This is a genomic window from Streptomyces tateyamensis, assembly GCF_003205575.1.
Taxonomy (GTDB): Bacteria; Actinomycetota; Actinomycetes; order Streptomycetales; family Streptomycetaceae; genus Kitasatospora; species Kitasatospora tateyamensis.
Window position 1 is genome coordinate 1 of record NZ_PYBW01000099.1, and the last position, 21,671, is coordinate 21,671.

A 21,671-nucleotide genomic window follows, 5' to 3' on the forward strand; every position below is an offset into this window, starting at 1 on the left:
GGGACGGCGGCCACGTTGTAGGCGAAGGCCCAGAACAGGTTGCCCTTGATGGTGCCCAGGGTGCGCCGGGAGAGCCGGATCGCGTCGGCTGCCACCCGCAGGTCGCCGCGGACCAGGGTCAGGTCGCCGGCCTCGATCGCCGCGTCCGTCCCGGTGCCCATCGCCAGGCCCAGGTCGGCCTGGGCGAGGGCGGCCGCGTCGTTCACCCCGTCGCCGACCATGGCCACCGAGCGGCCCTGCTGTTGGAGCCGGCGCACCTCGGCGACCTTCTGCTCGGGCAGCACCTCGGCGATCACGTCCGCGGCGGGGATGCCCACCTCGGCGGCCACCGACTCGGCCACCGCCCGGTGGTCGCCGGTCAGCAGGACCGGGCGCAGGCCCAGAGCCCGCAGCTCGGCCACCGCCGCGGCGCTGGTCGGCCGCACGGTGTCGGCCACCTCCAGGACCGCGCGGGCGGCGCCGTCCCAGCCGACCGCGACGGCGGTGCGCCCGGCGGCCTCGGCCGCGTTCTTGGCGGCGGCCAGCTCGCCGGTCAGCGGCTGCGCCCAGTCGGCCAGCAGTGCGGCGCGCCCGGCCAGCACCGCGTGGCCGTCCACCACGCCCTGCACGCCCAGGCCCGGGCGGTTCTCGAAGGACTCCACGGCCGGCAGCTCGCCGAAACGTTCGATCGCGGCGGCCGCGACGGCCCGGGCGATCGGGTGCTCGGAGGCGTGCTCCAGCGCGCCGGCCAGCCGCAGCGCCTCGGCCTCGGTGGTGCCGGGGGCGGTGTGCACGGCGGTCAGCGCCATCTGACCGGTCGTCACGGTGCCGGTCTTGTCCAGCACGATGGTGTCGACCCGGCGGGTGGACTCCAGCACCTCCGGACCCTTGATCAGGATGCCCAGCTGGGCGCCGCGGCCGGTGCCGACCATCAGCGCGGTCGGGGTGGCCAGGCCGAGGGCGCACGGGCAGGCGATGATCAGCACCGCGACGGCCGCGGTGAACGCCTCGGTCGGCGCGCCGCCGGCCAGCAGCCAGCCGACCAGGGTGGCGAGCGCGATCAGGATCACCACCGGCACGAACACCGCGGAGATCCGGTCGGCCAGCCGCTGGGCGGCGGCCTTGCCGTTCTGCGCCTGCTCGACCAGCTCGGCCATCCGGGCGAGCTGGGTGTCGGCGCCGACCCGGCGGGCCTCCACCACCAGGCGTCCGCCCGCGTTCACGGTGGCGCCGGTGACCTGGTCGCCGACCGAGACCTCGACCGGCACCGACTCGCCGGTGAGCATCGAGGCGTCCACCGCGGAGGCGCCCTCGGCCACGGTGCCGTCGGTGGCGATCTTCTCGCCCGGGCGGACCACGAAGCGGTCGCCGACCCGCAGCTCGGTCACCGGGATCCGCTGCTCGCGCCCGCCGCGCAGCACGGCCACGTCCTTGGCGCCGAGGTCGAGCAGGGCGTGCAGGGCGGCGCCGGCCCGGCGCTTGGAGCGGGCCTCCAGCCAGCGGCCGAGCAGGATCAGCGTGGTGACGGCGGCGGCGGTCTCCAGGTAGAGGGTCGAGGCGGCGTCGCCGCGGCCCACCGCGAGGGTGAACTCGTGCTTCATGCCGGGCATCCCGGCCCGGCCCCAGAAGAGCGCCCAGACCGACCAGCCGAAGGCGGCCAGGGTGCCGAGTGAGACCAGGGTGTCCATGGTCGCGGCGCCGTGCCGCAGGTTGGTCGCCGCGGCCTTGTGGAAGGGCCAACCGCCGAAGGCCACCACCGGCCAGGCCAGGGCGAAGGCGAGCCACTGCCAGTTGGTGAACTGCAGGGCGGGGATCATGGAGAGCAGCACGACGGGGACGGTCAGCACGGCGGAGAGCAGCAGCCGGTCGCGGTGGGGGTCTGCCCGGCCGGAGGCTGGGGAGGGGGCGGCGGCTGCGGCCGGCTGGGCAGCGGCCGGCGGCGGGGGCAGCTCGGCGGTGTAGCCGGTGCGCTCGACGGTGGCGATCAGGTCGGCGACGCTCACCTCGGGGCCGAACTCGACCCGGGCCTTCTCGGTGGCGAAGTTGACGGTGGCCGCCACGCCCGCCAGCTTGTTCAGCTTCTTCTCGATCCGGGCGGCGCAGGAGGCACAGGTCATGCCGCCGATGGCGAGCTCCACCTGGTCGGTGGCGGTGCTCGGGCTGTGGGTGGTGCTCATGCTCGCGCTCCTTCCGGGAGGGGTGCGGGGGGCGACGGTGGGCGGCGCGCCCCCGGGGCGGCTCAGGAGGCCGGGCCGACCAGTTCGTAGCCGGCCTCGTCGATGGCGGCGCGGACCGCGGCCTCGTCCAGCGGCTGCTCGGATGAGACGGTCACGGTACCGGACTTGGCGTCGGCCGCCACGCTGAGTACGCCGTGCAGCGCAGACAGCTCGGTGCTGACCGACTTCTCGCAGTGACCGCAGCTCATGCCGGTGACGGTGTACGTGGTGGTGCTGGACATCAGGGCCTCCGAGGAGTCAGGGCGCCCGGTTCGGCGCCGTGCTGTTGAGAACACCATACCCCCTAGGGGTATTCCGTGGGGGGTGTGGACCGGGCTGCCGGGTGAGACGGGCGTCACGATCCAGCCACTGAGAGTAGTCGCACCGGCACCAGGGGTCGTGCTGCGGCGCTCCCGTGGGGAGGGTGCGGGCATGGCGCTCCGACGGATCGGCGCACTTTCCGCCCAGTAGGACAAATAGGCCACCCGGGCCCGGGGGGCCGCGCGGGACGCGCCGGACGCGCGCGATGTCCGTAAGGTGCGAGAGGTGTTCCGCCGTCAGCTCCCGGGCCGCTCCGGGCCGCCGCCAGCCGGGCCGCTGCGCCTGGAGCCGTCCGGGTTCTCCCGCGGCCGGCGCCGCCGCGCGCTGGCCGCGGTGGACCTGCGGGACCTGTCCTGGCGCCGGCGGGCCGCGCCCGCCCTAGTGGCGATCCTGGCGGTGACGGTGGCGGACCTGGCCACCGGTCAGGAGCGCTACCTGGCACCGCTGATGAACGTGGTCCCCTCGGTCGCCGCGCTCACTCTCTCGGCGGTGGGGGTGCTGGCCGGCTGCGTGCTCGGTCTGGTGGTCCTGCTCGGGCTGAACGAGTACGACAACGTGACCGATGCGCACGACCAGCGCTTCCTGTTCGGCACCATCGTCACCTACGCGGCGCTGAGCCTGTTCAGTGCCTACGTGGCCGAACTTCGGATGCGCCGGGCGGCCGCCTTCGCCGCCGTCAGCTCGGTGGCCGAGGCCGCCCAGCGGGCCCTGCTGCAGGTCCCCGAGGCCGAGGTGGGCACGGTGCGGCTGGCGGTGCGCTACGCCTCCGCGGCCGACGAGGCGCGGATCGGTGGCGACCTGTACGCGGTGCTCGACACCCCCTACGGCACCCGGCTGCTGGTCGGCGACGTGCGCGGCAAGGGGCTGGAGGCGGTACAGACCGCCGCTGTGGTGCTCGGCGCCTTCCGCGAGGCCGCCTACGACGAGGGCGCGCTGCCCGCGGTGGCCGCCCGGCTGGAGACCAGCGTGGCGCGGCACGTGACGGGCGGTGAGTTCACCACCGCGCTCTTCGCCGAGCTGGGCCGCGGCGGCGGCCTGGAGCTGCTGCAGGCCGGTCACGTCCCGCCGCTGCGGGTGGCGCCGGACGGGACGGTCACGGTGCTGGAGATCGAGCCGTGGGTGCCGCTGGGCCTGGGCCCGCTGGTGCCCGGGAGCCCCAGGAGCGTGCGGCTGCCCTTCGCGGAAGGCGACGTGCTGGTGCTGTGCACCGACGGGGTGGTGGAGGCCCGGCGGGACGGCAGCGGGGAGTTCTACCCGCTGCCGTCCCGGGCCGGCCCGCTGGTGGCCGGGGCCGGCGGCTCGGTGGCCGAGCTGGACGAGGCGGTCGGCCGGCTCTACCAGGACCTGCTGGCGCACACCGGCGGCGAGCTGAACGACGACGCACTGCTGCTGCTGGTGGCCTGCCGGCACTAGGTCAGCGGCCGGTGGCGTCGGCCAGGGCCTGGAAGAGGAGCGCGGTGGAGGTGGCCCCCGGGTCCTGGTGGCCGACGCTGCGCGGGCCCAGGTAGGAGGCGCGACCCTTGCGGGCCTCCAGCGGCACCGTGGCCCGGGCCCCGGCCTGCGCCGCCTCGGCGGCCAGCGCCGCCGCCTCGCGCAGCGAGAAGCCGTCGAAGGCGGCCCGCTCCAGGGCGGCCACGGCCGGCTCGAAGGCGTCCACCATGGTCTTGTCGCCGACCGCCGCCCCGCCCAGCTTCTGCACCGCGGTCAGCCCCGCGCGCAGCCCCTCGGCCAGCGCCGTCAGGTCGGCGGTCGGGGCCGGCAGCGCCCGGCCCGCGGTGCGCAGCGCGCTGCCGTACAGCGGGCCGGAGGCGCCGCCGACCTTGGAGATCAAGGTGGTCCCGGCCTTGGTCAGCAGCTCCCCGGGCGGGGCGTCGGCGGGCAGCGCCGCCAGCGCCTCGGTCACCGCGGTGAAGCCGCGGCGCAGGTTGCTGCCGTGGTCGCCGTCGCCGATCGCCGCGTCCAGGTCGGTCAGCCGCTGCTGCTCCCGCTCGACGGCCGCGGCGGCGGCCCGCAGCCAGGCCAGGGCCAGCTGGTGGTCCAGGGTGAAGGACATCGGATGCTCCGTCAGGTCCGTTGGGGCGTGCGTCAGCCGATCCGCAGCGCCGGGGTGCGGGCCGGCGCGTCCCACAGCTCCAGCAGCTCGGCGTCGGCCTTGGTCAGGGTGAGCGAGAAGCCGGCCATGTCCAGGCTGGTCACGTAGTTGCCCACCAGGTTGCGGGCGATGGTGATGCCGTGCTCGGCGAGCTGGGCGGCCACCTCGCCGTAGACCAGGTACAGCTCGTGCAGCGGGGTCGCGCCCAGCCCGTTGACCAGCGCGATCACCTCGTCGCCGGCCGACAGGGTGTGCTCGGCCAGCACGGTGGCCACCACCTCGGCGACCAGCTCGTGCGCCGGGCGCAGCCGCTCGCGGCGCCGGCCCGGCTCGCCGTGGATGCCGACGCCCACCTCGATCTCGTCGGCCGGCAGCTCGAAGCCGGGCCGGCCGGCGGCCGGCACGGTGGCGGCGGTCAGCGCCACCGCGAAGGAGCGTGAGGCGGCGTTGGCCCGCTGCCCGACCGAGGCCACCGCGGCGGCGTCGGCCCCGCGCTCGGCCAGCGCGCCGGCCACCTTCTCCACCACCACGGTGGCTCCGGTGCCGCGCCGCCCGGCGGTCCAGGTGGAGTCCTTGACCGCCACGTCGTCGTCCACCAGCACGGTGCGGACCTCGATGCCCTCGTCGGCGGCGAGTTCGGCGGCCAGCTCGAAGTTGAGCACGTCGCCGGTGTAGTTCTTCACCACGAAGACCACGCCGGCGCCGCCGTGCACCGCCTTGACGGCGGCCAGCATCTGGTCCGGGACCGGGGAGGTGAAGATCTCGCCGGGGCAGGCGGCGTCCAGCATGCCCGGGCCGACGAAGCCGGCGTGCAGCGGCTCGTGCCCGGAGCCGCCGCCGGAGACCAGGGCCACCTTGCCCGCCCGCGGGGCGTCGGCGCGGTGGATCACCCGGGCCTCCCGGTCCACCGTCAACTCCGGGTGGGCGGCGGCGAATCCGGTCAGGGTGTCGTCGAGCACGGTCTCGGGGGTGTTGATCAGCTTCTTCATCTGGACTCCCGTGGTAGTGGTCGGACGGTCCGTTTCGAACCTACGCCACCCGGGTGGCAATCCGACCCGGTTCGCCGTGCCCTGGCGTGGCGGGCAGCGTTAGGCTCCAGGGCCATGAGGACTTCGGTGGGAATCGTCCTGGTCTCGCACAGCCCCCGGCTCGGGGCAGGGGTGGCCGAGCTGGCCGAGCAGCTCGGGGGCGGCGCGGTGGCGGTGGCGGTGGCCGCCGGGACCGAGGACGGGGAGCTGGGCACCAGCGCCGAGCTGATCGAGGCGGCCGTGCGCCAAGTCGACTCCGGCGCCGGGGTGGTGGTGCTGCCGGACCTGGGCTCGGCGGTGCTGACCGCACGGGCGGTGCTGGTCGAGCTGGGCGAGCCGGAGCACGTGGTGCTGGTGGACGCGCCGTTCGTGGAGGGTGCGGTGGCCGCCGTGGTCACCGCCTCCACCGGGGCGGCGCTGGCCGAGGTGGTCCGCTCGGCTCAGGAGGCCCGGCAGGCGAACAAGTTCTGACCGGACCAAGGCAGCTGACGGCGGCTCACTTCGCGTCCGCGTAGCACTCGACCACGGCCGTGCTCATCGGGAAGACCACCGGGGTGCCGGCGAAGACCAGCCCCGTCGCCTCCTCGGCCGCTGCCGCGATGGCGGCGCCCACCTGCTCGGCCAGCGCGGCGGGGGTGTGCACCACCACCTCGTCGTGCTGGAAGAAGACCAGGTGCGGCTCGGGCGCCAGCTCGGCCAGCCGGCGGCGCAGCGCGGCCAGCAGGGCCAGCGCCCAGTCCGCGGCGCTGGCCTGGATGACGAAGTTGCGGGTGAACCGGCCGCGGGCCCGGGTGGACCGCCCGCTCTGGAGGTCCTCGCCGGTGGCGGCCTCGGCCATGTCCAGCCAGGCGTCCGAGGGCGGCGGGCAGGGCCGGCCGAGCCGGGACCGGACGACGCCGCCCTCCTCGCCGGTGCGGGCGGCGGCCTCCACGTAGCCCATCGCCGCCGGGTAGCGCTGGCGCAGGGTGGCGAGCAGCGGCCCGATGTCCCCGCTGGTCTGCCCGTACATCGCGCCGAGCAGACCGAGCTTGGCCTTGGCCCGGTCGCCGCGGAAGGCGGTGGCGGCCAGGGCCTGGTAGAGGTCGCCGCCGGCCGCGCTGCGGGCCAGCGCCGGGTCCTGGGAGAGCGCGGCCAGCACCCGCGGCTCCAGCTGTGCGCCGTCCGCCACCACCAGCAGCCAGCCGGGATCGGCGACCGCGGCCCGGCGCAGCATCCGCGGGATCTGCAGCGCGCCGCCGCCGCGGCTGGCCCAGCGCCCGGAGACTACCCCGCCGACCACGTACTCCGGGCGGAAGCGCCCGCCGCGGACCCAGGCGTCCTGCCAGGCCCAGCCGTGCGCGGCGTGGATCCGGGCGAGCTCCTTGTAACGGATCATCAGCTCGGCCGCCGGGTGGTCGACGGTGCGCAGCTCCCAGCTGCGGGTGGAGTTCAGCCGGACGCCCTGGTCGGCGAAGGCCTTGATCACCTGGGTGTGCGAGTCGGGGTTGAAGGGCTTGGCGCCCAGTGCCTGCTGGAGCTGGGTGGCCAGCTCGGCCAGCTTGGCCGGCTGGGTGCCGGGGATGGCCGGGCGCGGGCCGAGCAGTTCGGTGAGCAGCGCGTCGTGCACCTCGACGCGCCAGGGCAGGCCGTCGGCGGCCATCTCGCAGGCGGCCAGCGCACCGGCCGACTCGGCGGCCGCCAGCAGCCGGAACCGGGACCGCTCGGCGGGGCCCTCGACCGCGGCCAGCCGGCGCTGCTGCTCGGCGTGCACCGCCAGCACCGCGGCCAGCGGATCGGTGCCGGGCGGCAGTTGCAGCCGGTCCGGGGCGAACAGGGTGTCCTGGGCCTCGCCGGCGCCGTGCTCCGGCAGGTCGGCCGGGACCGGCAGGCCGCGCAGCCGGCACCAGGCGGCGCCGAGCGAGCGCGGCGCGCCCCAGCGGCCCTCGTGCGCCAGCAGCAGCGACTCGACCAGCCGCAGGTCGTGGCAGCGGGCCAGCCGGCGGGGCAGCGCGGCCAGCAGCGGGGTGTACCCGGACTCGGCGGCCGCCCAGACCCAGCGCGGCCGCTCGGCCGCCTCCAGCTCGGCCACGGTGGCGGCCAACTCGGCGGTGCGCAGCGGCCCGCCGACCGGCTCGCCGGCCTCGGTGAGCCGGTGCAACCGGCCACCGCGCCCGTGCTGGTCGGGCACCAGTGCGATCCTGGCGGTCATCGGCGGCCTCGGTTCGGTCGGTTTGCGACGGTTGGTGCGGGTGTACGCCCGGCGCTGTCGACGGTAGCGCGGCGCACCGACAGTCCGGCGCGTATGGTCTGCGGAATGACGGAGAACCCCTTCCTCGCCCCGAGCCCCCTGCCGTACCGGCTCCCGCCGTTCGGTGAGATCAGGGACGAGCACCTCCGGCCGGCCCTCGACCAGGGCATGGCTGAACAACTGGCCGAGATCGCCCGGATCACCGCCGACCCGGCGCCGGCCACCTTCGACAACACGGTCGTCGCGCTGGAGGCCACCGGCCAGTTGCTGCGCCGGGTGACGGCGGTGCTGGACGTGCGCACGTCCGTCGACACCAACCCCGAGCTGCAGGCGCTGGACGCCGAGTACCAGCCCAAGCGGGCCGCCCACAGCGACGCGATCCACCTGGACCGGGCGCTGTTCGCCCGCCTGGACGCGGTGTACGCCCGGCGCGCCGAGCTGGCGCTGGACGCCGAGTCGCTGCGCCTGCTGGAGCGCCGGCACCAGGAGTTCGTCCGGGCCGGCGCCCAGCTGCCGCCCGCGCAGCAGCAGCGGCTGCGCGAGCTGAACGCCGAACTGGCGAGCTCCTCGGCCCTCTTCGAGCAGAACCTGATGGCGGCCAACCGGGCCGGCGCGCTGGTGCTGGACCGGGTCGAGCAGCTGGACGGCCTGTCCGAGACGGCGATCGAGGCGGCCGCCGCCAACGCCCGCGAGCTGGGCCTCCCCGACACGTGGGTGCTGAGCCTGCTCAATTTCACCGTGCAGCCGGCCCTGGCCCAGCTGACCGACCGCGAGGTGCGCCGCCGGCTGCTGGCCGCCGCACTGGAGCGGGCCGAGCTGAGCAACGGTCAGCTGGCCGCCACGATGGCCGCGCTGCGCGCCGAGCGCGCCGCCCTGTTCGGCTACCCGAACCACGCCGCCTACGTGGTGGCCGACGAGACCGCCGGCACCGAGGCGGCCGTCACCGAGCTGCTGGGCCGCCTGGTCGCGCCCGCGGTGGCCAACGCCGAGCGCGAGCTGGCCCGGCTGGCCGCGGCCGCCGAGGCGGACGGCGTGACCGACTTCGGCCCGCACGACCTGCCGTACTACGCGGAGCGGGTCCGCCAGGCCGAGTACGACCTGGACAGCGCCGCGCTGCAGCCCTACTACGAGCTGGACCGGGTGCTCTTCGACGGCGTCTTCCACGCGGCCGGCCTGGCCTACGGGATCACCTTCACCGAGCGCACCGACCTGGTCGGCTACCACGCGGACACCCGGGTCTTCGAGGTCTTCGAGCAGGACGGCACCCCGCTGGGCCTGTTCCTGGCCGACTTCTTCGCCCGCACCACCAAGCGCGGCGGCGCCTGGATGGACGAACTGGTCACCCAGTCGCACCTGCTCGGCGTCAGGCCGGTGGTGCACAACAACCTGAACCTGACCAAGCCCGCACCCGGCCGTCCGGTGCTGCTGACCGCGGACGAAGTGCGCACCCTGTTCCACGAGTTCGGCCACGCGCTGCACGGCCTGTTCTCCGACGTGCGGTACCCCTCGCTGGCCGGCACCGCGGTGCCGCGCGACTTCGTCGAGTTCCCCTCGCAGGTCAACGAGATGTGGGCGAACTGGCCCGAGGTGCGGGACCGGTTCGCCCGCCACCACGAGAGCGGCGAGCCGATCCCGGCCGAGCTGCTGGCCAAGGCCGAGGCGGCGGAGACCTTCGGCCAGGGCACCGTGCTGGTCGAGGTGCTGGCGGCGGCGCTGCTGGACTGGGCATGGCACACCCTGCCGGCCGGACAGCCGGTCGAGGACCCGGTGGCGTTCGAGGCCGCCGCGCTGAAGGCGGCCGGGCTGTCGCTGGCCGCGGTGCCGCCGCGCTACCGGACCGGGTACTTCGGCCACCTGTTCGTCGGCGGTTACAGCGCCGGCTACTACGCCTACCTGTGGTCCGAGGTGCTGGACGCGGACACCGTGGACTGGTTCGCCGGCAACGGGCGCCCGGTGCGCGAGAGCGGCGAGGTGTTCCGGCGCGAGCTGCTGGCCCGCGGCGACTCGCGGCCGGCGCTGGAGTGCGTGCGGGCGGTGCTCGGGCGCGAGCCGCGGATCGAGCCGCTGCTGGTGCGCCGCGGGCTGACCGCCTGAGCCGCGGCGGCGGATGGGTTGGGGTCGGACCCACCCGCCGCGCAGGCCGGTTGACGGCCGGTCAGGCGGGCACGATGGCGAAAGCGCCGTTGCTCAGCGCGGTCTCGGTGTACTGGCCGCTGTCGAGGGGCTGCGGGTAGGCGGAGTCGAAGACCCGGCCGTTGACCGTGATGCCGCTGAAGTCCAGCTCGTCGAAGGACGGGTAGCTCTGCGAGGGCGACTCGATCACCGCCTCGGCGCTGACGTTGCGCCCGCGCAGCGACTTGGTGATCGAGCGGGTCCACCCCTTGGTGGTGTCGGTCAGCTTGAGCAGGTAGCTGCCGTTGCCGCTGGTGGTCACACTGGCGGTGAAGGCGTCCCCGGCGTCCACCGGGTTGCTCCAGAAGACCGGCGGGGCCGGGTACATCTCGTACCAGGCCGAGTAGGCGGGGTAGCCGCCGGAGCAGTCGACCTGGACCCCGGTCTGCTCGACGGTCTGCGAGCCGTAGCCGTCGATGCCGATCCACGGCGCGAACAGGTCCGCGGTGGTGTTGCACCGGACGTCCGGCATGGTCCAGGAGCCGGTGACGCTGCGGAAGCCGCTGCCCTGGGCGACGTAGCCGCCCCAGACACCGCCGGCGTAGCGGTGGCCGCCGTTGCCGTACTGGGCGGCGCCGAAGCGGTGGGCGGCGGCGGCACTCGCCGGCGGGGCGGCGAGGGCGAGGCCGGACAGCGCCACCAGGGCGGCGAGGGCGGCCCGGGCGGTGCGCGTGGTGCGGGCGGTGGACATGGCCAACTCCTGTGCAGTGGGGGTCGGTGGCGCCTGCTCGACCAGCCGGGTGGGGTCGGTGGCGCCGGCGCTCAGCCTGCGGGTCGGCGCCACCCCGGCGGAAGGCGGCGGCCGAAGCCGGAACGCGACATGGCGGAAACATGTCACTTGCGCGATGGCTTGATTTCCGGCGAGGGTTCGACCACAGTCAGCTCCGACCAAGGGAGGGCCGAACGGTGGCGGAGCAGTGGACCGCGCGATTCGCCGGACTGGGTCTGACGGCGGATCAGGAGCGGCTCTACCTCCAGCTGTTGGGCAGCTACGAGCAGAGCGCGGCGCAACTCGCACAGGCCGGCGGGACCGACCCGGACCGGGCCGCGGCGGCGCTGGCGGCGCTGGCCGAACTCGGCTTGGTGGAACGGCCGGTGCCGGGCGGCACCGGGTGGCGGGCTGCCGCGCCCGACGTGGCGCTGGAGGAGTTGCTGCTCCGCCGCGAGCTGGAGCTGCGGCGCACCCGGGGCCGGATCACCGAGCTGCTGCGCACCCACCGGCGCTCGCGGACCGAGACCGGGGCCGACGAGCTGGTGGAGATCGTCACGGGGCGCGACTCGATCGCCGAGCTCTGGCGCAGCCTGCAGCTCGGTGCCCGGGACCAGTTGCGGGTGCTGGACAAGCCGCCGTACATCCGCCGGGCCGACCCCGAGCTGGAGCTGGGCGCGCTGGGCCGGGGCGTGCGGATGCGCGTGGTGTACGAGAGCCGGGTGGTGCGCGAGCCGGAGCGGCTCGCCGAGATCCACCGGTTCACCGCGGCCGGCGAGCAGGCCCGGGTGCTGCCCGAACTGCCGCTCAAGCTGGCCCTGGTGGACGACGCCTGGGCGCTGCTGCCGGTCAGCTCGGGCACCGAACTGCAGGCGGTGGTGCTGCTGCGGCCGTCCTCGCTGCTGGACGCGCTGACCGGCCTGTTCGAGCTGCACTGGAGCCGGGCGATGCGGCTGCCCGCACCCGAGTCCGACGAGCCGCCGCAGGACCGGCACCGCCAGCTGCTCGCGCTGCTGGCGGCCGGCCTGACCGACGAGAGCATCGCCCGGCAGATGGGCGTCTCCACCCGCACCGTGCAGCGCTGGGTGCGCGAGCTGATGGACCGCTTCGGCGCCCGCACCCGGTTCCAGGCCGGGATCCAGGCGGCCCGCGCCGACCTGCTCTAACCGTTCTGGACCACGGTGACGGTGGCCCGGACGCCGGGGTGCAGGCGGAGCCTGGGGTGGCCGGGAGCGCTGGTGTCCAGCTCGGCCCGGGCGCCGTCGACGGTGACCCGGGCGCCCGGTGCGGTGGCCAGTTCGGTCCAGCCGCCGATGGCGTCCAGCGTCACCTGGTAGCGGTCGGCGGCCCAGGACTCGTGGACCGGGCGGCCGGCCAGCACCGGCGCGTACGGTCCGAAGACCGGTCCGTCACCGGGCGCGGGCGTGCCGTCCGGGCCGAGCGCGCAGTAGCCGCCCTGGCCCGCGCACCAGTACCACATGGTCCAGCCGGCCGCGAAGCCCGCCATGGCGGCCACCTGACGGCGCACCAGCTCGGCGTTGCCCGGGGTGCGGGAGTTCGGCGGTCCCCACTCGCCGACCAGCAGCGGCATCCGGTGGGCGCGCGGGTAGGCGGCGATCGCGGTGGTGTAGGCGGTCACGAAGCCGTCCGCCGGGTCCCAGTCGGCGCCGTTCTCCACCGCGGTGTCGTAGAAGTGCGGGGCGTAGCCGATCCGGGCGCCGCCGGGACGCGGGTCGGCGAAGCCGGGCAGCTGGGTCGGTACGCCCTGGCCGACCAGCACGGTCGGCTCGACGAAGAGCCAACTGCGCTGGTCCGCCTGGCGGACGGCGGCGATCAGCCGCTGGTACATGGCCGCCAGCCGGCCCTGCTCCAGCTGCGCGGCGCAGGCCGCCAGCACCGCCGGGTCGCTCGGGTCGCCGTCCACCGGGCCGAACGGCTCGTTGAACAGGTCGTAGCCCAGCAGCGAGCGGTGGCCGCGCAGTTCGCGGACCAGCCGGGTGTAGAAGGCGGCCTGATCACGGCGCAGGTCGGGGTCGTCGTACAGGTGCCGGAAGGCGGCCTGGACGGCGGGCTGGAAGTAGCCGTTGAACCAGTTGGCCGGGTCCGGCACGAACGGCAGCCCGTCGTCCCGGGTGGCCCAGGCGGGGATGCCGTCGCTGCCGAAGGCCGGCCCGTACACGTCCTGGTGCAGGTCCACCAGGGCCAGCAGGCGGTAGCGGTCGGCCCAGTCCAGCACCCGGTTGAGCTTGGCCAGTTCGGCCGCGTCGTAGTGGCCGCGGGCGGGCTCCAGGCGGGACCAGGTGACGGCCACCCGCAGCAGGGTGAAGCCGTGGGCCGCGACCGCCCGCACGTCGGCCTCGGTGGTCTCGTCGTACTTGTCCAGGTTGAAGCCGCGCGGTTGCAGCACCCGGCCGTCCGGGCCGGCGAACAGCGTGCGCCCGTCCGCGGCGGTGACCGTGCCGGTGGGGAACTCCCTTTCCCGGTCGACTGCCTGGGCACTCGGGGTGGTGAGGCCGAGCAGCACGGCGGCGCTCAGCAGCAGGGCGGCACAGCGGAACGGCAGCACGGACACCTCACGCGGGTGGGGGAGGAGTGCGGGTGGTGCGCCGATGCTGCCCGAGCCGGTCGCCGAACGCAATAGGTGAGGACTACTCAGGTTTTGTGGTGAGGGGATCCGGTGTCCCGGGCTCCGCCGCTCCGGCGGGGGCGGGCGCGGGTGCGGCGGTCGGCAGCGGAGTGGGCAGCGGATCGGCTGCCGCCAGCCGCCCCCAGAGCAGGTCGGCCAGCGCCTGCACCATCTTGGCGCGCGGGCACGGCTTGCTCTCCAGCCACCAGTCCCCGGCCGCCAGCACCATGCCGGTGATCGCCCGCCCCCAGGCCTCGGAGAGCAGCGGCGCATCCGGTCCGAGGTCCACCTGCGCCGTCACCGCCCGGGTGATCTCCTCGGCGATCTGCCGCAGCGCCGGGGCGAGCGCCGCGCCCACCCCGTTCGGGTCCGCGGTCTCCGGGTGGGTGAGCAGCCGGTAGATCTGCGGGCGCGACTCGATGCCGGCCAGGTAGGTGTCCAGCACGTGCTCGACCCGCTCGCGGCGCTCCAGCGGCTCGGCCAGGGCTGCCCGCACCGCCGCCAGTAGGCCCGAGGTATGACGGTCCGTCAGGGCCTGGAAGAGCCCGCCGCGATCGCCGAAGTGCCGGTAGAGGATCGGCTTGGTGATGCCGGCCTCGGCCGCGATCGCGTTCATGCTCGCGCCGGGCCCCTCCCGGCGCACCACCCGGTCGGCGGCGTTGAGCAGTTGCTCGCGGCGCGGCTCCTCCTCTGCGGTCACCCCGGCCCCTCCGTCTCGTCAGCGCCCGTGTCTCGTTGACAGCTGTTACCTATCAGTAGCAGACTCCCACGGTGTTACCCCCGGTAACCCCCCGGGTGGCGCGATCTTGGTCCGATGGATCCTGGAACCTGGAGGAGTGGGAGATGAGCACCTTCTCGATGGCGCTCGGCGAGGACCAGCTGGCGGTCCGCGACTGGCTGCACGGCTTCGCCGCCGACGTGATGCGCCCGGCCGCCGCCGAGTGGGACGAGCGCGAGGAGACCCCCTGGCCGATCATCCAGGAGGCCGCCAAGATCGGCATCTACTCGCTGGACTTCTACGCCCAGCAGTTCTTCGACCCCTCCGGCATCGGCATCCCGGTCGCGATGGAGGAACTGTTCTGGGGCGACGCGGGCATCGGCCTGGCCATCGTCGGCACCACGCTGGCCGCTGTCGCGGTGCTGGCCAACGGCACCGAGGAGCAGATCGGCACCTGGGCCCCGCAGATGTTCGGCACCCCCGAGGACGTCAAGGTCGCCGCCTTCTGCTCCTCCGAGCCCGACGCCGGCTCGGACGTCTCGGCGTTGCGCACCCGCGCGGTCTATCACGAGGCCACCGACGAGTGGGTGATCAACGGCACCAAGACCTGGGCCACCAACGGCGGGATCGCCGCGGTGCACGTGGTGGTGGCCACCGTCGATCCCGAGCTCGGCGCCCGCGGCCAGGCCTCCTTCGTGATCCCCCCGGGCACCAAGGGCCTGAGCCAGGGCCAGAAGTTCAAGAAGCACGGCATCCGCGCCTCGCACACCGCCGAGGTGGTGCTGGACCAGGTGCGGATCCCGGGCAGCTGCCTGCTCGGCGGAAAGGCGAAGCTGGACGAGCGGCTCGCCCGGGCCCGCGAAGGGGTGCGCAAGGGCGGCAAGAACGCCGCGATGGCCACCTTCGAGGCCTCCCGCCCCGCGGTCGGCGCGCAGGCCATCGGCATCGCCCGGGCCGCCTACGAGGTGGCGCTGGACTACGCGAAGACCCGGGTGCAGTTCGGCCGCCCGATCATCGACAACCAGGGCGTCGCCTTCACCCTGGCCGACATGCGCACCCGGATCGACGCGGCCCGGCTGCTGGTCTGGCGGGCCTCCTGGATGGCCGCCAACCAGCAGCCCTTCACCGCGGCCGAGGGCTCGATGTCCAAGCTCTACGCCGGCGAGACCGCGAAGTGGGTGACCGCGCAGGCGATGCAGATCCTCGGCGGCAACGGGTTCACCCGCGAGTACCCGGTGGAGCGGATGCACCGGGACAGCGCGATCTACACGATCTTCGAGGGGACCAGCGAGATCCAGCGGCTGGTGATCGCCCGGTCCATCTCGGGGCTGCCGATCCGCTGAGTCCTCAGGACAGGCTCTGGTCCTGGGTCGGGCGGTGCCGCACGGTGCAGTCCGGCCCAGGGAAGATCAGGGTCTGGTGACCGTCCTCGAACCGGACCAGGTACGGCGGTTGGCCGCCGCCGCCGTGCACTTCGAGCACCTCGCCCTCGCGGTCGACGATGCCGATCGCGCGGCTGTGGATGTGGAGGTGGTCGCCCACTTCTGCGCGCATGGTCGCTTCTCCTTCGTTCCGGAGCGGGGTGGCTGGTCGCCACAGAGTCGGGAAGCGCACGGCTCACGTTACTCCGGTCGGTGCGCCCCGGCGTCGGGGAGGCGCGGGCCGGCGTCGGGGAAGCGCGCCCCGGCGTCGGGGAAGTCCGGCTCGCGCCGCTCCAGGAAGGCGGCGAGCCCCTCGCGCGCGTGCGGAGCCTGCTGGGCCAGCCGCTCCCAGGGTGCGAGGGCTGCGGCCACCGCCGCCGGCTCGCCGACCGGCACCGCGTTCAGCGCCGCCTTCGCCGCCGTCGTGGTCTGCGGCGAGCGGCGGGCCAGCAGCCGGGCGAACCCCAGCGCCCGCGCGTCCAGCCCCGCCGCCGGGTGCACCTCGTCCAGCAGCCCGAACCGCTCCGCCCGGGCGGCGTCCACCAGTTCGCCGGAGAAGAGCAGGTACTTGGCCCGGGCCGGGCCCACCACCCGGGCCAGCCGCGCGGTCGGCACCGCCGGGTAGACCACGCCCAGCTTGGCCGGGGTGATCCCGAGCCGGGCGTCGGCCGCGCCGAACCGCAGGTCGCAGGCGAGCGCCAACTGGCAGCCGCCACCCACGCAGGAGCCGTGCAGCACGGCCAGGGTCGGCAGCGGGAAGTCGGCCAGCGCCTGCTCGGCCGCGACGTTGAGCGCGTGGTAGGCCTCGGCGGCGGCCGGGTCGCCGTAGATCGCGGACAGCTCCGCGATGTCGGCCCCCGCGCTGAAGGTGCCCTCGGCACCGGTCAGCAGCAGCGCCCGCAGCCCGGGGCGGGCGGCCAACTCGGCCAGCAGCTGCGGCAGCGCCTGCCACATCGCCCGGGTCACCGCGTTGCGCCGGTGCGGGCGGTCCAGCAGCAGCACGGCCACCCCGTCCTCGCCCAGGTACGGGCGCAGGCCCTCGGCGGGGCTCGGCAGTTCGGTGCGGTCGGCGAGCAGCAACTGGTCGGTCATAGCACCACTCTGGCAGGCCCGGGAGCGGGGCACTGCCGGCGGGCCGGGGTGCCCCTGTCCGATCCCGCGCGCAGACGAGAGGATAGGCCCATGGATCAAGACCAGCTGCTGCCCCGGGACGCCTGGCTCGCCTCGCTGCCCCGCTCCTACACCGCCGCCGGCACCCTGCTCACCGACGAGGCCGGCCGGATCCTGGTGCTCAAGCCCAACTACCGCCCCGGCTGGCAGTTCGCCGGCGGCACCATCGACCTCGGCGAGGACGCGCTGGAGTGCGCCCGGCGGGAGCTGCTGGAGGAGACCGGGCTGGACCGGGAGATCGGGCGGCTGCTGGTGGTCTCCTGGACCCACCCCTCCGAGGCCCTCGACCACCCCGCCGTGCACTTCGTCTTCGACGCGGGCACCGTCCCGGTCGGCACCCGGATCGCGCTGCAGGAGGCCGAGCTGGAGGAGTACCGCTGGGTCACCGAGGAGGAGGCGTACCAGCTGCTCGGCGAGGCCCGCGGGCCCCGGCTGCGGGCCGCGCTGGCGGCCCGGGCGGACGGCGTGGTGCGGGTGGTGGCCGGCACCGTGACGGGGATCTGATGGCCGTTCAACCCATCCCGGGCGTGCTGGTCTGGCGGGTTCCGGTGACCGAGGCCGGCGCGGCGTTCGCCGCCGGTGCGGCGCCCGCGCTGCTGGACCGGACCGAGCTGGCCCGGGCCGCCGCGTTCCGCCGCCCGCAGGACCGCACCCTGTACGAGATCGCCCACGTGGCACTGCGCACCGTGCTGGGCGAGCAGTTGGACCGCAAGCCCGCCGAGCTGGTGTTCCACCAGGCGCCCTGCCCCGGGTGCGGCCAGCCGCACGGGCGGCCCGAAGTGCCCGGCCCCGTCCAGTTCTCGCTCTCGCACGCACCGGGTCTTGCGCTCATCGCGCTGGCGAACGCCCCGGTCGGGGTGGACGTGGAGGGGCGCGAGGTGTTCGCCGGGCAGGCGGGCCACGAGGTGGCCGGGATGCTGCACCCCGCGGAGCGGGCCGAGCTGGACCGGGTCGGGGTCCAGGAACCGGCCCGCTGGTCGGCGGCCGCACTGCGCTGCTGGGTGCGCAAGGAGGCGTACCTCAAGGGCACCGGGATCGGGCTCGGGCGCGGGGCCGGAGCGGAGTACGTGGGGGTGGGACCGGGGTTCGGTGTCGGGAGCTCGGCCGGGGGTCCGGACGCGCCGATGGGGTGGCAGTTGCAGGCGGTGGCGGTGCCCGAGCAGTACGACGCGGCGGTGGCGGTGCTGAGTGATGATCAGCTACCGCTGGAAGTAAGGGAGTTGACGCTGACTTAGCGGCGCTTGAGGTGGTGGGCGTCCACCTCGATCTCGATCCGCATCCGCGGGTCCGCCAGGCCGCACTCCTGCATGGTGGCGGCCGGGCGGACCTCGCCGAAGGCCGCGCGCAGCGCGGGCCAGCAGGCCTCGAAGTCGGCGCGGTCCGGGAGCAGGTAGCGCACCCGGACCACGTCGGCGAACGAGCTGCCGGCCTCGGCCAGCGCGGCGGCGATGTTGCGCAGGCACTGCTCGGCCTGCTCCACCACGTCCTCGGAGATGGTCATCCGGGTGTAGTCGAACCCGGTGGTGCCGGAGACGTGCACCCAGCGGGAGCCGTCGTCCTCCAGCACCACGGCACGGGCGTAGCCGATCTGCTCCTCGAAGGTGGAACCGCTGAGCACGGCGCGGCGAGTGATGTGATCTTGGTCCATGGCGGTCAAGGTACCGGCTGTCGGTGGATTGCGGCACCCTGGTCGGCATGCGCGCTCCACGAGTCCAGTGCCCGACCTGCGGCCGCCCGGTCGCCCTGATGCCCACCCGCCGTGCCGGCTACGGCGTCCTGCACGACCACAAGCGCGACCGCCGCTCGCTGCAGCTGTGCGAGGGCAGCATGACCCAGCTCGCGCTGAGCGAGGCCACGGTGTGGCAGGACGCGCTGCCCGGGCTGCCGGGCGCGGCGGTGGAGGCGACGCTCTTCTGACCGCTGCGGCCTGCGGGGCGGTGCGGGCCCTGCGGGGCGGTGCGGGTCTACGGGCGGGGCGGGTCTACGGGGCGGTGCGGGGCTACGGGGCGGTGCGGGTCACCGGGATCCACAGCTGCGCGTCGGACTGCGCCGGGTCCGCCGGTGAGGGCCGGGTGCGCAGGATCTCCGGCCCCGGCCGGTACTCGTACGGGTTGGACGGGATCCACTGGGCGGCCACGTCCGCCCACATCTGCTGCAGCGCCTGCGGGAACGGCCCGGTGTTCTCGAACACGGCCCAGGTGCCCGCCGGGCAGTCCAGTACGTCGAGGTCCGCGGGCAGCTCCTCGGCGGTGCCGCTCACCACCGCGTGGTAGTAGTCGAGTTCGCTGCCCTCCTCGAAGCCGTCCGACAGGCGCAGGGTCGCCGACACCACGCCCTGCGGGTCCTGGTCGGAGTAGCCGACGATCCGCAGCATCGTGTCCGGCGTAATGCTCCTGATGTGCTCGAAGATGTGCGGGTTGACGCCCTCGTAGATGAGCGGGACACGGGCCTTCCTGCCGACGACCCGGAAGGCGTCCTTCTCCACGATGCGGTACTGCATGGTGCTGTTCCCTTCGAGGGTGAGGCGGAAGGAGAGCCGGGGCTGCGAGATCAGTGCCGCGCCGGTCCGCCGGGCCTCGCCGGGACCGACCCCGTGCACGGCGCGGAACGCCCGGGCGAAGGCCTCGCCCGAGGTGTAGCCGTAGCGGACCGCGATCTCCAGCAAGGTCGGCTGCCCGGCCAGGACTTCGGCTCCCGCGACGGTGAGCCGCCGGCGCCGGACGTACTCCGACAGCGGCATCCCCGCCAGCGAGGAGAACAGCCGGCGGAAGTGGTACTCCGAGGTGGCCGTGATCCGGGCCAGCGCGGACACCTCGATCTGCTGGTCGAGGTGGGCCTCGATGTGCTCCATGGCCTGGTTCAACCGATCCAGCAACCCCGGTCTCCTTCCCTGTCGGGCACCAACGTTAGGAAGGACCAAGCCTGCCGCACCCGACATCCTGTGCCCGCTGCGGTCGGGTGCGGGGCACTCCTCAGGAGGCGGGTCCGGCGGCGGTTGCGCCGGCGCGGCGGGCCCGCTCGCGGCGGTGGGCGGCCGCCCGGGCGAGGTAGTCCCGGTGCTCCTGCGCGTGGTCGGGCGGCAGGTGCGGGGCGTCGGGGGTGGTGCTGGCGAAGAAGTCGTGCAGCGCCTGGTTGGCGCTCGCGGCCAGTGCCCCGGAGCGGGCGAACATGTCCGACTCGTGGCGGCCGACGGCCTGGTCGTACCGGGAGGGGTCGTCGGCCAGGGCGAGGGCGAGTTCCGCTCCGTCCAGCATCGCGAGGTTGGCGCCGTGTCCGCCGAAGGGCGCCATCAGGTGCGCCGCGTCGCCGATCAGGGTGACCCCGGGAACGTGCGCCCAGCTGAGCGGGGCGGGCAGCGCCCAGAACGACCGGGGGACGTAGTCGCCGTCGTTCCGCACGATCAGCGCCCGCATGGGCGCGGACCAGTGGCCGAACTCCGCGGCGAGGTGAGCCCGCAGGCCCGCCCGGTCGGCGAGGTCCACCCCCGCTGCCAGGTGCCAGTCGAACTCGGCGCGGAAGGCCAGGTAGCCGCGGACCACACCGTTGCTGTTGCGCTGCAGGATCACCGCGCGGCCGTCGTTGTCGTTGGCGAACAGGTGGCCGTCACCGACCAGCGCGGCGACCTCCGGGTGGCGGACCTCGTCGAACCGGGCGTCGAGGAAGCAGACCCCCAGGAACTGCGGGGCGGCGTCGCTGACCAGGGGGCGGACCTTCGACCAGGCCCCGTCGGCGCCGATCACCAGGTCGGCGTCGACGGTGCTGCCGTCCGCGAACTCCAGCCGGTGCGCGCGGCCGGTGAGCCCGGTGGTCCGGACGAGCTTCTTCCCCCAGCGGACGGTGCCCGGCCGCAGGTGGTCGTGGAGCAGGCGACGCAGCTGGCCCCGGTCGATCTCGGGGGCGGCCGTGTCCTCGGGCGCCGGCGTGAACTCGCCCAGGAGCGTGCCGTGGTGGTCGCGGCGGGTCATGGCCTGCCCCTGCGGCCTGGCCAGCGCGCGGAAGGCGTCCGTCAACCCGGCGTCCGCCAGGGCGATCTGCCCCGAGTCGGCGTGCAGGTCGAGGGTCCCGCCCAGGTCGCGGGAGTCCACGGCGTCGTCGGCGTCGTACACCGTGACCTCGATGCCGCGCTGCTGCAGGACACGGGCGCAGGTCAGGCCGGCGGGTCCGCCGCCGACCACGCAGATCCGGGGGTGGGGGAGCGGGCTGGATGTCATCGGGAGCTTCCCTTCGGGTGGGTGCGGGCCGAGAGGTCGGCCGCGGCAGGCTCCAGCGTAGGTGTAATCGCTCAAAAAGTGCAACGGTTAATCTTTCTGAGCGGATGCACTTGGGTGGGATAAGGTGGTCCGGTGACCGAGATGGGGCGCCGCGAGCGCAAGAAGGCAGCCACCCGCCAGGCCCTGGCGGACGCGGCGCTGCGCCTGTTCATGGCGCACGGCTACGAGGGGGTGGGTGTGCGCGAGGTCGCGGAGGCGGCCGACGTCTCGGTGACGACGCTGTTCAAGCACTTCCCCGACGGCAAGGAGGCGCTGGTCTTCGACCAGGACGCCGACCGCGAGGCGGCCTTGGTGGCCGCCGTCCGTGAGCGCCCCGCCGACCGGTCCGTCCCGCAGGCGCTGCGCGGGCTGCTGGAGGACGAACGCTCCCGGCGGATCCGTACGGACCCCCGGTTCCCCGACTTCCTGCGCCTGATCGACGCCACCCCGGCGCTGCGCGAGTACGCCCGCCGGATGTGGCTGCGCCACGAGACGGCGCTGGCCGCGGCGATCGCTGCGGACGCCGGGCTGTCGCAGGACGACGCGGGCGCCCGGGCGCTGGCCCACTTCGCCCTCGAGGCGGCCACCTTGGTGCACGGGGATCCGGACCCGGAGGGCGCCCTGGACCGGATCTTCGCGCTGCTGGACGGCGGCTGGAGCGGGCTGACGGCGTCCTGACAGGGCACTTCGTCCCTGGTACGGCGGGCGAGCCTGCCGGACGGGCGATCTCCCTCCTGCCCGG

22 protein-coding genes are annotated in these 21,671 nt (G+C 74.7%); 9 read left to right on the plus strand and 13 right to left on the minus strand.

Annotation, left to right across the window (positions count from 1 at the left end; all coding sequences use genetic code 11):
- Positions 1 to 2,156: heavy metal translocating P-type ATPase (locus C7C46_RS25020; RefSeq protein WP_110672177.1), on the minus strand; the 2,156-nt coding region annotated here is incomplete at its 3' end.
- Positions 2,157 to 2,218: 62 nt separating this feature from the next.
- The gene (locus C7C46_RS25025; protein ID WP_110672178.1) at positions 2,219 to 2,494 is read right to left on the minus strand and encodes a heavy-metal-associated domain-containing protein; all 276 of its coding nucleotides are present in this window, start codon (positions 2,492 to 2,494) and stop codon (positions 2,219 to 2,221) included.
- Between the two features lie 247 nt (positions 2,495 to 2,741).
- Between C7C46_RS25025 and C7C46_RS25030 the strand changes: the two genes are divergently transcribed.
- Complete coding sequence (locus C7C46_RS25030) at positions 2,742 to 3,929, plus strand: PP2C family protein-serine/threonine phosphatase (RefSeq protein WP_245984853.1); 1,188 nt, start codon at positions 2,742 to 2,744, stop codon at positions 3,927 to 3,929.
- Between the two features lies 1 nt (position 3,930).
- On the opposite strand, the gene dhaL is transcribed toward C7C46_RS25030, so the two are convergent.
- Both dhaL and dhaK read right to left on the minus strand, forming a co-directional pair.
- Entirely contained in the window at positions 3,931 to 4,569 is a 639-nt protein-coding gene (gene dhaL / locus C7C46_RS25035; protein WP_110672179.1) for a dihydroxyacetone kinase subunit DhaL, read from the minus strand.
- A 32-nt stretch (positions 4,570 to 4,601) separates the two neighbouring features.
- Positions 4,602 to 5,597: a dihydroxyacetone kinase subunit DhaK gene (dhaK, locus tag C7C46_RS25040; RefSeq protein ID WP_110672180.1), complete on the minus strand. Its 996-nt coding sequence runs from the start codon at positions 5,595 to 5,597 to the stop codon at positions 4,602 to 4,604.
- Positions 5,598 to 5,711: 114 nt separating this feature from the next.
- Here dhaK and dhaM point away from each other — a divergent pair, with 114 nt between their 5' ends.
- Positions 5,712 to 6,107, plus strand: coding sequence for a dihydroxyacetone kinase phosphoryl donor subunit DhaM (gene dhaM, locus C7C46_RS25045; RefSeq protein ID WP_110672181.1), 396 nt, complete (start codon positions 5,712 to 5,714; stop codon positions 6,105 to 6,107).
- A 25-nt stretch (positions 6,108 to 6,132) separates the two neighbouring features.
- Here the strand turns inward: dhaM and C7C46_RS25050 are convergent, their stop codons facing one another.
- Positions 6,133 to 7,824 (minus strand): bifunctional 3'-5' exonuclease/DNA polymerase, encoded by a 1,692-nt coding sequence (locus C7C46_RS25050; protein WP_110672182.1) that lies wholly within the window; start codon positions 7,822 to 7,824, stop codon positions 6,133 to 6,135.
- A 105-nt stretch (positions 7,825 to 7,929) separates the two neighbouring features.
- Here C7C46_RS25050 and C7C46_RS25055 point away from each other — a divergent pair, with 105 nt between their 5' ends.
- Positions 7,930 to 9,957 carry a M3 family metallopeptidase gene (locus C7C46_RS25055; protein WP_110672183.1) on the plus strand — a complete coding sequence of 676 codons (2,028 nt, stop codon included), beginning with the start codon at positions 7,930 to 7,932 and terminating at the stop codon, positions 9,955 to 9,957.
- Positions 9,958 to 10,018: 61 nt separating this feature from the next.
- On the opposite strand, the gene C7C46_RS25060 is transcribed toward C7C46_RS25055, so the two are convergent.
- Positions 10,019 to 10,726 (minus strand): G1 family glutamic endopeptidase, encoded by a 708-nt coding sequence (locus C7C46_RS25060; protein ID WP_220040687.1) that lies wholly within the window; start codon positions 10,724 to 10,726, stop codon positions 10,019 to 10,021.
- 215 nt (positions 10,727 to 10,941) lie between these two features.
- Here C7C46_RS25060 and C7C46_RS25065 point away from each other — a divergent pair, with 215 nt between their 5' ends.
- Positions 10,942 to 11,910 carry a LuxR C-terminal-related transcriptional regulator gene (locus C7C46_RS25065; RefSeq protein WP_245984854.1) on the plus strand — a complete coding sequence of 323 codons (969 nt, stop codon included), beginning with the start codon at positions 10,942 to 10,944 and terminating at the stop codon, positions 11,908 to 11,910.
- Here the strand turns inward: C7C46_RS25065 and C7C46_RS25070 are convergent.
- Both C7C46_RS25070 and C7C46_RS25075 read right to left on the minus strand, forming a co-directional pair.
- Complete coding sequence (locus C7C46_RS25070; protein ID WP_245984855.1) at positions 11,907 to 13,316, minus strand: glycoside hydrolase family 5 protein; 1,410 nt, start codon at positions 13,314 to 13,316, stop codon at positions 11,907 to 11,909. The two genes, C7C46_RS25065 and C7C46_RS25070, sit on opposite strands and share 4 nt — an antisense overlap.
- Positions 13,317 to 13,392: 76 nt before the next feature.
- On the minus strand, positions 13,393 to 14,070 hold the full coding sequence (locus C7C46_RS25075) for a TetR family transcriptional regulator (protein WP_110672185.1): 678 nt from the start codon (positions 14,068 to 14,070) through the stop codon (positions 13,393 to 13,395).
- A 143-nt stretch (positions 14,071 to 14,213) separates the two neighbouring features.
- Here C7C46_RS25075 and C7C46_RS25080 point away from each other — a divergent pair, with 143 nt between their 5' ends.
- Positions 14,214 to 15,431 carry an acyl-CoA dehydrogenase family protein gene (locus C7C46_RS25080; protein WP_110672186.1) on the plus strand — a complete coding sequence of 406 codons (1,218 nt, stop codon included), beginning with the start codon at positions 14,214 to 14,216 and terminating at the stop codon, positions 15,429 to 15,431.
- A gap of 4 nt (positions 15,432 to 15,435) precedes the next feature.
- Here the strand turns inward: C7C46_RS25080 and C7C46_RS25085 are convergent, their stop codons facing one another.
- Entirely contained in the window at positions 15,436 to 15,642 is a 207-nt protein-coding gene (locus C7C46_RS25085) for a DUF1918 domain-containing protein (protein WP_110672187.1), read from the minus strand.
- A gap of 68 nt (positions 15,643 to 15,710) precedes the next feature.
- The gene (locus C7C46_RS25090) at positions 15,711 to 16,601 is read right to left on the minus strand and encodes an enoyl-CoA hydratase/isomerase family protein (protein WP_110672188.1); all 891 of its coding nucleotides are present in this window, start codon (positions 16,599 to 16,601) and stop codon (positions 15,711 to 15,713) included.
- 90 nt (positions 16,602 to 16,691) lie between these two features.
- Between C7C46_RS25090 and C7C46_RS25095 the strand changes: the two genes are divergently transcribed.
- Both C7C46_RS25095 and C7C46_RS25100 read left to right on the plus strand, forming a co-directional pair.
- Positions 16,692 to 17,183, plus strand: coding sequence for an NUDIX domain-containing protein (locus tag C7C46_RS25095; protein WP_110672189.1), 492 nt, complete (start codon positions 16,692 to 16,694; stop codon positions 17,181 to 17,183).
- Positions 17,183 to 17,914 carry a 4'-phosphopantetheinyl transferase family protein gene (locus C7C46_RS25100; RefSeq protein WP_110672190.1) on the plus strand — a complete coding sequence of 244 codons (732 nt, stop codon included), beginning with the start codon at positions 17,183 to 17,185 and terminating at the stop codon, positions 17,912 to 17,914. Before C7C46_RS25095 ends, C7C46_RS25100 begins: the two co-directional genes overlap by 1 nt.
- Here C7C46_RS25100 and C7C46_RS25105 read toward each other — a convergent pair.
- On the minus strand, positions 17,911 to 18,327 hold the full coding sequence (locus tag C7C46_RS25105; protein WP_110672191.1) for a RidA family protein: 417 nt from the start codon (positions 18,325 to 18,327) through the stop codon (positions 17,911 to 17,913). The two genes, C7C46_RS25100 and C7C46_RS25105, sit on opposite strands and share 4 nt — an antisense overlap.
- Positions 18,328 to 18,374: 47 nt before the next feature.
- Between C7C46_RS25105 and C7C46_RS34410 the strand changes: the two genes are divergently transcribed.
- A complete protein-coding gene (locus C7C46_RS34410; protein ID WP_146259201.1) occupies positions 18,375 to 18,596 on the plus strand; it encodes a hypothetical protein in 222 nt (73 codons plus the stop codon).
- Between the two features lie 82 nt (positions 18,597 to 18,678).
- Here the strand turns inward: C7C46_RS34410 and C7C46_RS25115 are convergent, their stop codons facing one another.
- Together C7C46_RS25115 and C7C46_RS25120 are read right to left on the minus strand one after the other, a co-directional pair.
- A complete protein-coding gene (locus tag C7C46_RS25115; protein WP_110672192.1) occupies positions 18,679 to 19,554 on the minus strand; it encodes an AraC family transcriptional regulator in 876 nt (291 codons plus the stop codon).
- 97 nt (positions 19,555 to 19,651) lie between these two features.
- On the minus strand, positions 19,652 to 20,890 hold the full coding sequence (locus C7C46_RS25120) for an FAD-dependent oxidoreductase (RefSeq protein ID WP_110672193.1): 1,239 nt from the start codon (positions 20,888 to 20,890) through the stop codon (positions 19,652 to 19,654).
- A 141-nt stretch (positions 20,891 to 21,031) separates the two neighbouring features.
- Here C7C46_RS25120 and C7C46_RS25125 point away from each other — a divergent pair, with 141 nt between their 5' ends.
- The gene (locus C7C46_RS25125; protein WP_181442509.1) at positions 21,032 to 21,607 is read left to right on the plus strand and encodes a TetR/AcrR family transcriptional regulator; all 576 of its coding nucleotides are present in this window, start codon (positions 21,032 to 21,034) and stop codon (positions 21,605 to 21,607) included.
- Positions 21,608 to 21,671: the final 64 nt, after the last annotated feature.

Excerpts from the sequence above, each read along its gene's own strand:
- C7C46_RS25025 (WP_110672178.1), bottom strand. The coding sequence starts at position 2,494 with ATGGTGTTCTCAACAGCACGGCGCCGAACCGGGCGCCCTGACTCCTCG.
- dhaL (WP_110672179.1), bottom strand. The coding sequence starts at position 4,569 with ATGTCCTTCACCCTGGACCACCAGCTGGCCCTGGCCTGGCTGCGGGCC.
- dhaK (WP_110672180.1), bottom strand. The coding sequence starts at position 5,597 with ATGAAGAAGCTGATCAACACCCCCGAGACCGTGCTCGACGACACCCTG.
- dhaM (WP_110672181.1), top strand. The coding sequence starts at position 5,712 with ATGAGGACTTCGGTGGGAATCGTCCTGGTCTCGCACAGCCCCCGGCTC.
- C7C46_RS25050 (WP_110672182.1), bottom strand. The coding sequence starts at position 7,824 with ATGACCGCCAGGATCGCACTGGTGCCCGACCAGCACGGGCGCGGTGGC.
- C7C46_RS25055 (WP_110672183.1), top strand. The coding sequence starts at position 7,930 with ATGACGGAGAACCCCTTCCTCGCCCCGAGCCCCCTGCCGTACCGGCTC.
- C7C46_RS25060 (WP_220040687.1), bottom strand. The coding sequence starts at position 10,726 with ATGTCCACCGCCCGCACCACGCGCACCGCCCGGGCCGCCCTCGCCGCC.
- C7C46_RS25080 (WP_110672186.1), top strand. The coding sequence starts at position 14,214 with ATGAGCACCTTCTCGATGGCGCTCGGCGAGGACCAGCTGGCGGTCCGC.
- C7C46_RS25085 (WP_110672187.1), bottom strand. The coding sequence starts at position 15,642 with ATGCGCGCAGAAGTGGGCGACCACCTCCACATCCACAGCCGCGCGATC.
- C7C46_RS25090 (WP_110672188.1), bottom strand. The coding sequence starts at position 16,601 with ATGACCGACCAGTTGCTGCTCGCCGACCGCACCGAACTGCCGAGCCCC.
- C7C46_RS25095 (WP_110672189.1), top strand. The coding sequence starts at position 16,692 with ATGGATCAAGACCAGCTGCTGCCCCGGGACGCCTGGCTCGCCTCGCTG.
- C7C46_RS25100 (WP_110672190.1), top strand. The coding sequence starts at position 17,183 with ATGGCCGTTCAACCCATCCCGGGCGTGCTGGTCTGGCGGGTTCCGGTG.
- C7C46_RS25105 (WP_110672191.1), bottom strand. The coding sequence starts at position 18,327 with ATGGACCAAGATCACATCACTCGCCGCGCCGTGCTCAGCGGTTCCACC.
- C7C46_RS34410 (WP_146259201.1), top strand. The coding sequence starts at position 18,375 with ATGCGCGCTCCACGAGTCCAGTGCCCGACCTGCGGCCGCCCGGTCGCC.
- C7C46_RS25120 (WP_110672193.1), bottom strand. The coding sequence starts at position 20,890 with ATGACATCCAGCCCGCTCCCCCACCCCCGGATCTGCGTGGTCGGCGGC.
- C7C46_RS25125 (WP_181442509.1), top strand. The coding sequence starts at position 21,032 with ATGGGGCGCCGCGAGCGCAAGAAGGCAGCCACCCGCCAGGCCCTGGCG.